Annotated in this window: 11 protein-coding genes; 7 read left to right on the top strand and 4 right to left on the bottom strand. The window is 67.9% G+C overall.

Annotated features, from left to right (window positions below; genetic code table 11):
* The first annotated feature begins 134 nt into the window (after positions 1-134).
* From FLX07_RS09240 to FLX07_RS09230, 3 genes are all read left to right on the top strand, one after another.
* Positions 135-875 carry a GntR family transcriptional regulator gene (locus FLX07_RS09240; protein ID WP_030509333.1) on the top strand — a complete coding sequence of 247 codons (741 nt, stop codon included), beginning with the start codon at positions 135-137 and terminating at the stop codon, positions 873-875.
* Positions 876-903: 28 nt separating this feature from the next.
* Positions 904-2,238 (top strand): PTS transporter subunit EIIC, encoded by a 1,335-nt coding sequence (locus FLX07_RS09235; RefSeq protein ID WP_142569545.1) that lies wholly within the window; start codon positions 904-906, stop codon positions 2,236-2,238.
* A gap of 265 nt (positions 2,239-2,503) precedes the next feature.
* Positions 2,504-2,956 carry an Rv3235 family protein gene (locus FLX07_RS09230; protein ID WP_142569544.1) on the top strand — a complete coding sequence of 151 codons (453 nt, stop codon included), beginning with the start codon at positions 2,504-2,506 and terminating at the stop codon, positions 2,954-2,956.
* A gap of 65 nt (positions 2,957-3,021) precedes the next feature.
* Here the strand turns inward: FLX07_RS09230 and secA are convergent, their stop codons facing one another.
* Complete coding sequence (gene secA / locus FLX07_RS09225) at positions 3,022-5,823, bottom strand: preprotein translocase subunit SecA (protein ID WP_142569542.1); 2,802 nt, start codon at positions 5,821-5,823, stop codon at positions 3,022-3,024.
* Positions 5,824-6,002: 179 nt separating this feature from the next.
* On the opposite strand from secA, the gene FLX07_RS38695 reads away from it, so the two are divergent.
* Complete coding sequence (locus tag FLX07_RS38695; protein ID WP_308424380.1) at positions 6,003-6,314, top strand: HGxxPAAW family protein; 312 nt, start codon at positions 6,003-6,005, stop codon at positions 6,312-6,314.
* A gap of 68 nt (positions 6,315-6,382) precedes the next feature.
* Positions 6,383-7,630: a winged helix-turn-helix domain-containing protein gene (locus FLX07_RS09215; RefSeq protein ID WP_229689546.1), complete on the top strand. Its 1,248-nt coding sequence runs from the start codon at positions 6,383-6,385 to the stop codon at positions 7,628-7,630.
* Positions 7,631-7,638: 8 nt separating this feature from the next.
* Here the strand turns inward: FLX07_RS09215 and FLX07_RS09210 are convergent, their stop codons facing one another.
* Together FLX07_RS09210 and FLX07_RS09205 are read right to left on the bottom strand one after the other, a co-directional pair.
* Positions 7,639-8,343 (bottom strand): response regulator, encoded by a 705-nt coding sequence (locus FLX07_RS09210; RefSeq protein WP_229689545.1) that lies wholly within the window; start codon positions 8,341-8,343, stop codon positions 7,639-7,641.
* Positions 8,344-8,608: 265 nt separating this feature from the next.
* Entirely contained in the window at positions 8,609-8,920 is a 312-nt protein-coding gene (locus FLX07_RS09205; RefSeq protein WP_142569536.1) for a hypothetical protein, read from the bottom strand.
* A 142-nt stretch (positions 8,921-9,062) separates the two neighbouring features.
* On the opposite strand from FLX07_RS09205, the gene FLX07_RS09200 reads away from it, so the two are divergent.
* Together FLX07_RS09200 and FLX07_RS09195 are read left to right on the top strand one after the other, a co-directional pair.
* Positions 9,063-10,643 carry an alpha/beta hydrolase gene (locus FLX07_RS09200; protein WP_142569534.1) on the top strand — a complete coding sequence of 527 codons (1,581 nt, stop codon included), beginning with the start codon at positions 9,063-9,065 and terminating at the stop codon, positions 10,641-10,643.
* Between the two features lie 86 nt (positions 10,644-10,729).
* A complete protein-coding gene (locus FLX07_RS09195) occupies positions 10,730-11,119 on the top strand; it encodes a hypothetical protein (RefSeq protein WP_142569532.1) in 390 nt (129 codons plus the stop codon).
* 70 nt (positions 11,120-11,189) lie between these two features.
* On the opposite strand, the gene hpf is transcribed toward FLX07_RS09195, so the two are convergent.
* Positions 11,190-11,855, bottom strand: a complete 666-nt coding sequence (gene hpf / locus FLX07_RS09190; protein ID WP_142569530.1) for a ribosome hibernation-promoting factor, HPF/YfiA family — start codon at positions 11,853-11,855, stop codon at positions 11,190-11,192.
* Between the last annotated feature and the right edge of the window lie 194 nt (positions 11,856-12,049).

Below are 12,049 nucleotides of genomic sequence, written 5' to 3'. Positions count from 1 at the left end.
TTGGCGAGATTTGTCCGTTATCGATCCGTCGCCGACCCATACATTGACACATATTTCTCAGCTGTGGTCTAGTCCGGACTAGACCAGTAAGAACCTTAACTTATTCGGACGATTCAGAGTGAGAGGGGGGATCAGTGGCCCAGATCGATCCGGACAGCCCGGTGCCCAAGTATTTCCAGCTACGGGAGATCCTGCTCGACCTCGTCGAGAGCAACGAGCTGCCGATCGGCGCGGCGATCCCCTCCGAACGCGACCTGAGCCAGCGTTTCGACCTGTCTCGTATGACGGTACGGCAGGCCGTCGACCACCTGGTGTCCGAGGGCCGGCTACACCGGGTCCCGGGTAAGGGAACGTTCGTGGCCCGCCCGAAGATCGAGCTGGCACTCCAGCTCACCTCCTTCACCGACGACATGCGGGCGCGCGGCATGGAGCCGGGCTCCCGCGACCTGGACCGGCGGGTGGTCCGGGCCAGTGCGCACCTCGCGCGGCAGCTCGGCATCCAGCCGGGAGACGCCGTCCACTTCATCGAGCGGCTGCGCACGGCGGACGGGGAACCGCTGAGTATCGAGCGCGCCCACATCCCGGTCGCGCTCGCACCCGATCTCGATGCCTACGACCTGACCGGACGATCCCTGTACGCCCTGCTCGAGTCGCGTTACGGACTCGTCATGGACGCCGGGGAGCTGACCATCGACGGCGGCCTCGCCGATCCGAGCGACGCCGACCTGCTCAAACTGCCCCGGGGCGGGGCCGTGCTGCTGCTGCAGCGCCGGTCCTTCGCCGGCGGGGTGTGCGCCGAACTCGGCGTCTCCACCTATCGCGCCGACCGCTACCAGCTCCGGACGCTCCTCGGAGCCCCGGCCAGACGCCTCTAGTAGTCCCCCCATCCTGGAGGAACACCCGATGAGTTCCACCTCCGCCGACGCGGGCCTGCCCGCAGCGCCTCCCAGTCAGAACGCGGTGATGACCGCGCTGTCCCGCATCGGCCGTTCTCTGATGCTTCCGATCGCGGCGTTGCCCGCCGCGGCCCTTCTTCTCCGGATCGGTCAGGACGACCTCCTCGGCCGTACGGACAACGCGACGCTCGACAAGATCGCACAGGTCGTCGGCGGCGCGGGCGGCGCCCTGTTCGACGCGCTGCCGCTGCTGTTCGCGGTGGGCGTCGCGGTCGGTTTCGCCCGGCGGGCCGACGGCTCGACCGCTCTGGCGGCCGTGGTCGGCTACCTCGTCTGGGACCGGGTCACCCACCTGATGTTCTTCGACGCCTCCGCGGACGCGGCGGTGCACCAGAAGGTGGCGCAGTCCATCGTGGGGGCGGACGGCAAGCCGGCGGAGGCGCTCAACCTCGCGGCGGCCAACCCGACCGGAGTGCTAGGCGGCATCCTCATGGGCCTCGTCGCGGCGATCCTGTGGCAGCGGTACTACCGGACGAAGCTGCCGGCCTACCTGGCCTTCTTCGGTGGCCGCCGCTTCGTCCCGATCCTGACCGCGCTGGCCGGGCTCGTCCTCGGCGTCGTCTTCGGCCTGGTCTGGCAGCCGATCGGGCAGGGCCTGACCAGCTTCGGCGACTGGCTCGCCGGCAACTCCACGATCGGCGCCGGCATCTACGGCATCGTCAACCGCGGTCTCATCCCCTTCGGCCTGCACCACTTCGTCAACTCGATCGTCTGGTTCACCGTGCCGGAGTGCACCGTCGGCGCCACGCACGCCGCGGGCGACCTGAACTGCTACTTCGCCGGGCAGGACGGCGCCGGCGCGTTCATGGCGGGCTTCTTCCCGGTCATGATGTTCGGCCTGCCGGCCGCCGCGATCGCCATGTGGCGGGCCGCACCGCCGAACCGCCGCGCCGCCATCGGCAGCATCATGATCTCCACGGCCCTGATCTCGTTCGTCACCGGCATCACCGAGCCGATCGAGTTCGCGTTCATCTTCGTGGCCCCCGTCCTGTTCGCGGCGCACGCGCTGCTCACCGGCGTCTCGATGGCCGTGGTCGCGGCCCTCGACGGACGGCTCGGCTTCGGGTTCTCCGCCGGCGCGATCGACGCCGCCCTGAACGCGACGAAGGACAACACGCACAACTTCTGGCTGATCATGCTGATCGGCGTCGTGTACTTCGTCCTCTACTACGTGATCTTCAGCTTCCTCATCAAGAAGTTGAACATCATGACGCCCGGTCGCGAACCCGAGCCCGATGTGGACTCCGGGGAGAGCGCCGACACGGCGCGCGCTCGCGCCTGACGCGTCAGGTTCCCCTCTCAGGGAGCAGGGGCGCCCGGTGATCCCGGGCGCCCCTGTTGTGTTTCCTGCCATTGCGGATGCCGCTAATCGCCGATCGACCCGTGCTCAAATCCGAGGCGGCCGCGCCAACCCGGAGGGATCTTCCTGGACGAAGGCCGGCACAAAGGCGCGCGACTCGGCAAAGTTGGCGTATCCCCGTATCAGAGCGGATGACCGCAATCTCTATTAGGCGTCAGGTTCACGGCGCACGAGAGCGGAGTCCCCGATGCCCAAGCCCGTCCCCCTGCCCCGGCTCGCGTCCGTCCCCCCGGCCGACCCTCCCTACGACGAGCGTGACGGCGGCGGCCATGTCACGCGGCCCGGCACGTACGGCGCGCTCGCTCTGGCTCCCATTCCCCGCCGGGCGGCCACGCCCATGGACGAGCGCCGCCTGCGGGGGCTCGGCCAGGCGCTCGCGGAGATCCTGGCGGGCCGCAGGCCACCCGAGACCGTCCAGGACCGGCTGACCGAGCGGGCCTACCGCGAACTGGTCCGGGCCGGGAAGATGATCGACACCGAGCGGCCGCCCCTGACGGGCCTCCCCCACGTGCAACGGCCCCGCGACGGGGTCATCGAGATGTGCCTGCTCGTCCACTGCGGGCCGCGCAGCCGCGTGCTCGCCGTACGGCTGGAGCGGCAGGGCGTGCAGTGGCTGGTCACCGACTTCGAGACCGCGTGACCGGAGGCCGCGGACGTGAAGAACCCCGCCGGAGCATCGCCCGGCGGGGTTCTTCTCAGGTCATCTCACGCCTGCTGGTTGCGCGGGTCGCCGTGGCAGCGCTTGTACTTCTTGCCCGAGCCACACGGGCAGGGCGCGTTGCGCTCGACGTCGCCGTAGGCGGCGCGCTGCTCGGGGGTCGACCGCACCCGGCTGACCTCCACATCGCCGCTCTCGCCCGGCGCGGTGTAGACCATCTCGGTCGGCCGCGACGGCTGCCGCAGCGCCCTCGCGATGATCGAGCCGGTCTCGGAGAGCGTCGCGTCGTCCTCGGCGTTCTCCTCGACGATCGGGTTGGCCTGCACCTCGACCTCAAGGTTGAACAGGTAGCCGACCGACTCCTCCTTGATGCCGTCGAGCATCGCGGTGAACATCTCGAAGCCCTCGCGCTGATACTCGATCAGCGGGTCCTTCTGGGCATAGGCGCGCATGCCGATGCCCTCCTGGAGGTAGTCCATCTCGTAGAGGTGCTCGCGCCACTTGCGGTCGAGCACCGAGAGGATGACCCGGCGCTCCAGCTCGCGCACCGCCTCGGAGCCGAGCTGCTCCTCGCGGCGGCCGTAGGCCGCGAACGCGTCCTCCTTGACCTTCTCGGCGATGAGCTCCGCCGTCAGCTCCTCCCGGTCGCCGCCGACCTGCTGGATGAGCTCGTCGACGGTGAAGGAGATCGGGTAGAGCTGGCCGAACGCCTTCCACAGCTTCTCGAGGTCCCATTCCTCGGCGAAGCCCTCGGCGGTGGCGCCCTTGACGTAGTCGTCGATGACGTCGGTGACGAAGCCGCGGACCTGCTCGTGCAGGTCGGCGCCCTCCAGCACCCGCAGCCGCTCGGCGTAGATCACCGTGCGCTGGCGGTTCATCACCTCGTCGTACTTCAGGACGTTCTTGCGGATCTCGAAGTTCTGCTGCTCGACCTGGTGCTGCGCGGAGGCGATCGCCTTGGAGACCATGCCCGACTCGATCGGCACGTCGTCCGGGATGTTCAGCCGCGTCATGATCATCTCGACCCTGGCCGAGTTGAACAGCCGCATGAGGTCGTCCTCGAGCGAGAGGTAGAAGCGCGACTCGCCGGGGTCGCCCTGACGGCCGGAACGGCCGCGGAGCTGGTTGTCGATGCGCCGCGACTCGTGCCGCTCGGTGCCCAGCACGTAGAGCCCGCCGAGCTCGGTGACCTCCTCGTGCTCGGCCTTGACGGCCTCCTTGGCCTTCTCCAGGGCCTCGGGCCAGGCCTTCTCGTACTCCTCCGGAGTCTCGGACGGCGACAGGCCGCGCTGCTGAAGCTCCAGGTCGGCGCGGAACTCGGGGTTGCCGCCGAGCATGATGTCGGTGCCTCGGCCGGCCATGTTGGTCGCCACGGTGACCGCGCCCTTGCGGCCCGCCTCGGCGATGATCGTGGCCTCACGGGCGTGGTTCTTGGCGTTCAGCACCTCGTGCTGCACGCCCCGGCGCTTGAGCATCCGCGACAGCTTCTCGGACTTCTCGACGCTGGTGGTGCCGACGAGAACCGGCTGGCCGTTCTCGTAGCGTTCCTTGATGTCCTCGACGCACGCCTGGAACTTGGCGTCCTCGGTCTTGTAGACCACGTCGGCCTGGTCCTTGCGGACCATCGGCCGGTTGGTCGGGATCGGGACGACGCCCAGCTTGTACGTCTGGTGGAACTCGTTGGCCTCGGTGGCGGCCGTACCGGTCATGCCGGCGAGCTTGTCGTAGAGGCGGAAGTAGTTCTGCAGCGTGATCGTGGCGAGAGTCTGGTTCTCGTCCTTGATCTTCACGTTTTCCTTGGCCTCGATGGCCTGGTGCATGCCCTCGTTGTAACGACGGCCGTGCAGGACGCGCCCGGTGAACTCGTCGACGATCAGGACCTCGCCGTCGACGACGATGTAGTCCTTGTCCTTCTTGAACAGTTCCTTGGCCTTGAGAGCGTTGTTGAGGAACTGCACGAGGTGGGTGTGCTCGGGCTTGTAGAGGTTGTCGATGCCGAGCCAGTCCTCGACCCTCTCCACGCCCGCCTCGAGGATGCCGACGGTGCGCTTCTTCTCGTCGACGACGTAGTCCCCGGTGCTCTCCTCGCCGTCCTTGCCCTCGGTGCCGCGCCGCAGCCGGGGCACGATCTTGGCGAACTCCTGGTACCACTTGCCCGACTGCTCGCCCGGGCCGGAGATGATGAGCGGCGTCCTGGCCTCGTCGATCAGGATCGAGTCGACCTCGTCCACGATGGCGAAGTTGTGGCCGCGCTGGACACACTCCTCGATCGACCACGCCATGTTGTCGCGGAGGTAGTCGAAGCCGAACTCGTTGTTCGTGCCGTACGTGATGTCGGCGTTGTACTGCTTGCGGCGCTCCTCCGGCGGCATGTTGGCCAGGATGACCCCGACCTCCAGGCCGAGGAAGCGGTGGACGCGGCCCATGGTCTCGGCGTCGCGCTTGGCCAGGTAGTCGTTGACCGTGACGACGTGGACGCCCTTGCCCGAGATCGCGTTGAGATAGGCGGGAAGCGTACAGGTGAGCGTCTTGCCCTCACCGGTCCGCATCTCGGAGATGTTGCCCAAGTGCAGGTTGGCGCCACCCATGAGCTGCACGTCGAAGTGACGCTGCCCGAGGACCCGGCGGGCGGCCTCGCGGACGGTCGCGAAGGCCTCCGGCAGCAGGTCGTCGAGGGTCTCGCCCTCGGTGTGACGCTGCCTGTACTCGGCGGTCAGCGCGCGGAGCTCGGCGTCGGACAGGCTCTTGAAGTCCTCTTCGATGGAGTTGACCTGCTCGGCGATGCGCTTGAGCTTCCGCAGAGTCTTGCCTTCGCCGGCGCGAAGGATCTTGTCGAGAATGGCTGGCACTTTTAGTAAAGCTCCTCGCAGGTCTACCCCGGTTGATCGCCCGGTGTGAGGACGAGACAAACTTCCCCGCTAGCTATCGTAGGCGGTTCCCGTACCAGACACACCCACCTGCAATCGACGGAGCGCCGCGGCACAATCGTGTAACTCATAAGGGGGAAACCGCCCCCAAGGATCCCCCGATGTTCCGACCACCTCCGCCATCAGGTAGAAAACGGGGTATGGCACAGAGCGGACACCAGGGCAGCCACGCGGGAAGCGCCAAATCTTGGCTCGCCGTCATCATCATCCTCATCGGCTTCACGATCGGGGGTGTGTCGCTGACTCTCGGCCCGAACTGGCTGTTCGTCTGGATCGGCGTGGGCATCTGCGCGGTCGGCGGGCTGCTCGCACTCGCGTTCGACATCTTCTCCGACGTGATCGTGGACGCGCCCCGGGACATCTCGGTCCAGGAGCACCACTCGCCGTTCGAGCACCGGTCCATCACCTCCTGAGGGGTCCCGGGCCCGTGCCCGAACCGTCGTAAGCGTTTTGTCGGTCACGGCGTCTAGCATCTACGGCTGTGACCGACCTCAGCGCCGGCCTGACCGCCGACCTCACCGCCGACGAGGCCCGCAGGATCATCCTCCGGGCGCAGGGCTTCCTCGGCGCCCCCGCCCGCGGCGGTGGCGTCCCCGCCATGCTGCGGCGTGTCGGCGCCGTCCAGCTCGACACCATCTCCGTCCTCGCCCGCTCCCACGAGCTCGTCGCGTACGCGCGCCTCGGGCCGGTCGGCCGCTCCGCGGTCGAGGGGGCCTACTGGGACGCCCCCGCCCGTGCCTTCGAGTACTGGTGCCACGCCGCCTGCGTCCTGCCCATCGAGCAGTGGCCGCTGTACGCCTTCCGCCGCCGCGCCTACCGCGAGCGGCGCTACCGCTGGCACGAGGTGCCGCCGGTGGTCGACAAGGTCCTGGAGCAGGTGCGCTCGGACGGCCCGCTCACCACGGCCGACATCGGCGGGGCCAAGAATGGAGGCCCGTGGTGGGACTGGTCGGACACCAAGATCGCGATCGAGTTCCTGCTCGACATCGGTGAGGTCGTCTGCACCCGCCGCGTCGGCTGGCGGCGCGTCTACGAGCTCGCCGAGCGCGCGGTCCCGGCGGACCTGCTCGCCCAGGACCTGTCCGACGACGAGTGCGTGACCCGGCTGACCACGATCGCCGGGCGGTCGCTCGGCGTGGCGACCAGGGGCGACCTGGTCGACTTCACCCGCGTCAAGGGCAGGCACGCCGCCATGCTCGACGAGGCGCTGCTGAGCGGCGCCGCCGGCCTCGTGCCCGTACGTGTGTCGGGCTGGCCCGCTCGGCGCGGGGCGCCGGGCCCGGAGACTCCGAACGCCTGGGCGGACCCCGGCGCGCTGGACAGCGAGCCGCGCGGGCGGCACCGCACGACGCCGCTGTCGCCGTTCGACTCGCTCGTCTGGGAGCGGGCGCGGGCCGAGCGCGTGTTCGGCCTCAACCACCGCCTGGAGGCCTACGTCCCAAAGGACAAGCGGGTGCACGGCTACTTCGCGATGCCGGTGCTCGCGGGCGGGCGGATCATCGGCAGAGTCGACCCGGCCCGCGAGGGCGCCACGCTGGTCGCCCGGCAGGTCGGTTTCGAGCCGGGCGGCGGCCGGGCCAGGGCCGTGGAGGCGATGAGCGACGCCCTGTGGGAGGCCGCGAGCTGGGTCGGCTGCACCGACGTGCGGGTGGAGCGGGTCGGCGCACCGGACCTGGAGGCCCCGCTGCGCGCCGCGGTGGCCCGCGGCCCTCGCCGCCCGACCAGGTGATCAGGTGATCAGGTGATCTCCAGCAGCCGCTCGCGCACGGCGTAGACCACGGCCTCCATGCGCGAGTGGAGCTGGAGCTTCTCCAGGATGTTGCGGACGTGGTTCTTCACCGTGTTCTCGGAGATGAACAGGTCCTTGGCGATCTCGCGGTTGTTCATGCCCTTCGCGACGAGGCGCAGGACCTCCATCTCCCGCTCGGTCAGGCGGGGGACCGGGAGCTGGGGGGGCCGCTCGGCCTCCTTGCGGCTCATGTTCGCGAACTCGCTGATGAGCTTGGCCGCCATGGCGGGGTTGATGAGCGACTGGCCCTCGTGGACGCCGCGCACCGCGTCGGGCACCTCGTCGATCTGGACGTCCTTGAGCAGGTAACCGGTCGCACCGGCCTTGATCGCCTCGAAGAGGTCCTCCTCCTCGTCGCTGACGGTGAGCATGATGATCCGGGTGCTCGGCACCGACTCCTTGATCTTCCGAGTCGCTCCGATGCCGTCCAGCTTCGGCATGCGGACGTCCATCAGGACCACGTCCGGCATCAGCCGGTCCGCGAGCTCGACGGCCTCCCGGCCGTCGCTCGCCTCGCCTACCACCTCGATGTCCGCCTCCGCGGCCAGCGCGAGCTCCAGGCTGCGGCGGATCAGTGCGTGATCGTCGACGATCAGCACACGGATCGGCTCGCTTCGACCGGCTGCTCGGGCGGCCTCGTCGGGTCGGGTCACGGAACCTCCTTGCGGGGGCCAAGGACGCTGTCGCTCCGCCCGGCGAACCGTGGCGGTTAGCGCGCTGATCGCCATCATGACACGGTTCCGGAACCGGTGCGGATCTTCATTGAGGCGTTACTACCCCCGGCACCAGGACATACCTGGGCGAACGGCACCTGATGCGGACGCGCCCTTCTTCCTCACGATAGGTGCCCGCACCCCCGTTCACGCGCTCCGCTTCGATGCCGCAGGCCTGTGCCCAGCCTCGTACGGCCCGGCTCCGTCACAGGACGCCGTACCGGGAGAGCACGTCCGAGACAACGGGACCCACGGGGCTCATCTGACGGAGGACCCGTCTCAGCAGATCCTCCGGAGACGGCGGCTGCGGGATCCCCGGCGTGAGTGTTCGGGGGACGGCCGCCGCCGCGCCCCTGAGGAGCACGGCCCGTTCTCGCAGGCTGCCGCTGACCGTCCCGGTGCCGCGCCGCATCGCCCCCAGCTCGGCCTGAACCCGGTCCCGATGCGGGCCCTTCCAGTGCATCCGGTCCATCAGGGCGCTGACCGGCTGAAGCACTTCCTCAATCGCCTCGGCCAAGTCCTCATGTTCATGTGCCAACCGGCTCAAATCATCATGCAGAGACATCCCCGTTATTCCATCCGATCGAGTCGGGCGGTGTGAGAATACTTCCACATTGTGTAAAGACGGGCTAGGTTCTATTCCCGTGGAGCCGGAACGGGTGGTCGACGCCGACGATCTGGAACGACTGGCCAAGCTACTCACCGACAAACGACAACTGGCCGAGCAGTACTACGCACGGGCATGCCGGCTTGTGGGGCAGGCCCAGGCCACCCCGCTGGCGGCCATGCTGCGGTGGGCCGGGGATACCGCCACAGAACTGGGCAATCGAGCCGCGATCGTCCGCGCCGCGGAAAAGGGTGGAGACCCATTCGGCGCGTTGTCGGCATTCGGCCTCAGCACCGCGCTCGGCACAGTTTCCGGCGAGGATAGAACACGGCTCACAAAAGACTTAAAATCAGTCATCGCTCGCGGTGCGACAGCCCGTCCGGAACAACGCACAGCGGCGATCCGGAAATTCTTCGAAAAACTGACCGCGGCCGAACGAGCCTTGCTCGCCATCGAACAGCCCGACGTGGTCGGGCGACTGGACGGCGCTCCGGCCACAGTGCGCTACGCCGCCAACCGGCTCCTGATCGAGCGCGCCGTCGCCCATGAACAGAAGGACCTGGCCGCGTTGAAGGCCACCGACCCCAAAAATCCCCAGGCGACACTCCTGGAGGATCGGGTGGCCCGCATGACGGAATTCCTCCGGCCCCGGGTGACCGGCGACGGCCGGTCCGTCCCGCGCCAGTTCCTGCTGTTCGATCCGGCCGGCGACGGCCGCGTCGCGGAGGTCTTCGGCAACCTCGCCACGGCCAAGCACGTCGCCGTCATGGTGCCGGGCATCACCAACCGGCTCGACAACTACAACGACATCGCGCGAGATGCCACGCTGCTCATGATCGATCCCGAAACCAAGAAGGATCTGCCGGAGAGCGCGGTCATCACGTGGCTCGGTTATGACACGCCCGAGTTCGGCGACTCGGTGCTCCCCGCCAAGGCCGAGGCTGGTGCTCCCGCTCTCCACTCCTTCCGCGCGGGGCTGGAGACGGCCAAGGGGGCGAAGGTCGCCCTGTTCGCCCACAGTTACGGCACGCTGCTGTCAAGCAAGGCCCTGCAGGAGGGCACGCCGTTCGACTCGGTCGTGTTCATGGGGAGCCCGGGACTCGGCCCCACCATCAAGAGCGCGGCCGATCTCAAGCTGGGGCCCGGCACCCAGGTGTTCGCCATGCGTGCCCCGGGCGACTGGGTCTCCTACACGGAAGCACACGGGAGGGATCCCGCGGAGATGGCCGGCATCCGACGGCTGGCCACCGGCCGGTCGTCCGGCCACTCCGAGTACTACATGCAGAAGAACACGGGCTTGAATAATCTACAGACCATTCTCACCGGCGACGGGTGCGTTCAGACCTTCATAGGGTCGCCGAAGCTGGATGACGAGCAGTTCGGCGCCGCCAACGTACGGGTCCTGGTAAAGGAACTGCAGAGCAGGGTGCCGCAATGGAAGGTGGGCGAACTCGCCACCGCCTTCGAGCCGATCATCACAGAGGTGATGAGCGGCGGCACCGACATACCCACGCTCACGGCATTGACAACGAAGACGCTCGCCGACTCCGGCCTCGGCGGCTATTTCGCCCCACAGGACGTCGCACAGATCGTCGGCAGATCCCTCACGGAAGCCGGACTCGACCAGAGATGACCTTTCCACTCAGGCTTCGCCTCCTTGCCGCCGTGTTGGCCTCGTCTGCGCTCGTGAGCGCCTGCACAAGTGAACCGGAGATGAAAATGACCCCTGAGGAATCCCGCCAGGTTCTCATCACCGAGGCCAAGGCCATCATTCACGCAGTTTTCCCTGACGCCGACCCTCTCGTCGCCGTGCAGGTGACGGATGCACCGTGTGGCGGGCTGGTCGGTACCGACGACACGAGCGTGACAAGTGTCCTCACGGTTCGCAGCAACACCGCGGACGACACATCAAATCCGGACAAGGTGTTTCAGGAAGTTCTCACAGTGTTGCGGCAGCGCGGCTGGACCATCAACTATACGAAAGGTCGCGTAGCCGGCGCCGAACGCACCGGCGTGGGCGGCATCAGCGTAGGGGTGGCCGATTCCCCTGTCGGAATCAACATCGGCGGCGACACGGAATGTGTGAAGAACCCGGAACGAGCGACCTGACCTCAGAAATCAGACGAGCGTGGGCCGGGCCCCGCTGGGCGAGGTCCGGCCCACGCTCGTGGACGAAGTGCTAGCTCTCCACGAGCCTGAGGACTCCGTAGTCGTAGCCGCGGCGCCGGTAGACGACGCTCGGCTGGCCCCCTTCCTTGTCGCGGAAGAGGTAGAAGTCGTGACCCACGAGCTCCATTTCCAGGAGCGCCTGGTCGATCGTGATGGGGTCGGACTTGTGGAACTTCTCGCGTACGATCAGCGGTCCTTCGCCGTCCATCTCGATGGGCACGAAGGGGTCGGAACTCTCGATCCGCCCCCCGGCGGTCTCCGCCGGGATCTCCGCGACCGGCTCCGGCTCTTCCCGGACGGTCTCGACCACCCCCTGCGCGCTTTCGGCCACCGCGGTGAGCTCCGCCGTCGAGGGAGGGCAGTTCTTGCCGTGATGGATCTTGCGGCGGTCGGCGAGTCGCCTCAGCCGCTCCTCCAGCTTGCCGATGGCGATGTCCAGCGCCGAGAACCGGTCGTCCGCGCAGGCCTCCGCGCGGATGGCGGGGCCCCGTGAGTGGATCGTCAGCTCCACCCGTTCACGTTGCCCGCTCTGCCGATGGTTGGGTTCCTTCGAGACCTCTACGTCGATCTGGATGAGCTTGTTGTTGAGCTTCTGGATCCTGGCCAGCTTGGACGTCACTTGATCGCGGAACCGGTCACCCACAGTGGTGTGCCGTCCCTTGACGATGATTTCCACGCAAAGCCCCCCTTCGCACATCGACGGTCGCGCACGCGCTCCTGGGCACCCGTCCGGCCGACCTGGTCTTCGTCCCCACATCCGCCTGCTGAGGGGTTCGCGGCTCACTCGCCACTACTGCCCTTCTCCTCTTACGGGGGACATCTGGACCCCCGGGAGGGCAGGACTTACCTCTAAGCCGCACCGTGATCGGT

Source organism: Microbispora bryophytorum, assembly GCF_006874465.1.
Taxonomy (GTDB): domain Bacteria; phylum Actinomycetota; class Actinomycetes; order Streptosporangiales; family Streptosporangiaceae; genus Microbispora; species Microbispora bryophytorum.
Note: the sequence above shows the minus strand (reverse complement) of the source record. Positions and strands in the feature narration are given on the sequence as shown.

Bases quoted from the DNA above. Each gene is read 5' to 3' on its own strand.
- FLX07_RS09230 (WP_142569544.1), top strand. From the start codon at position 2,504: ATGCCCAAGCCCGTCCCCCTGCCCCGGCTCGCGTCCGTCCCCCCGGCC.
- FLX07_RS09235 (WP_142569545.1), top strand. From the start codon at position 904: ATGAGTTCCACCTCCGCCGACGCGGGCCTGCCCGCAGCGCCTCCCAGT.
- FLX07_RS38695 (WP_308424380.1), top strand. From the start codon at position 6,003: ATGTTCCGACCACCTCCGCCATCAGGTAGAAAACGGGGTATGGCACAG.
- FLX07_RS09195 (WP_142569532.1), top strand. From the start codon at position 10,730: ATGACCCCTGAGGAATCCCGCCAGGTTCTCATCACCGAGGCCAAGGCC.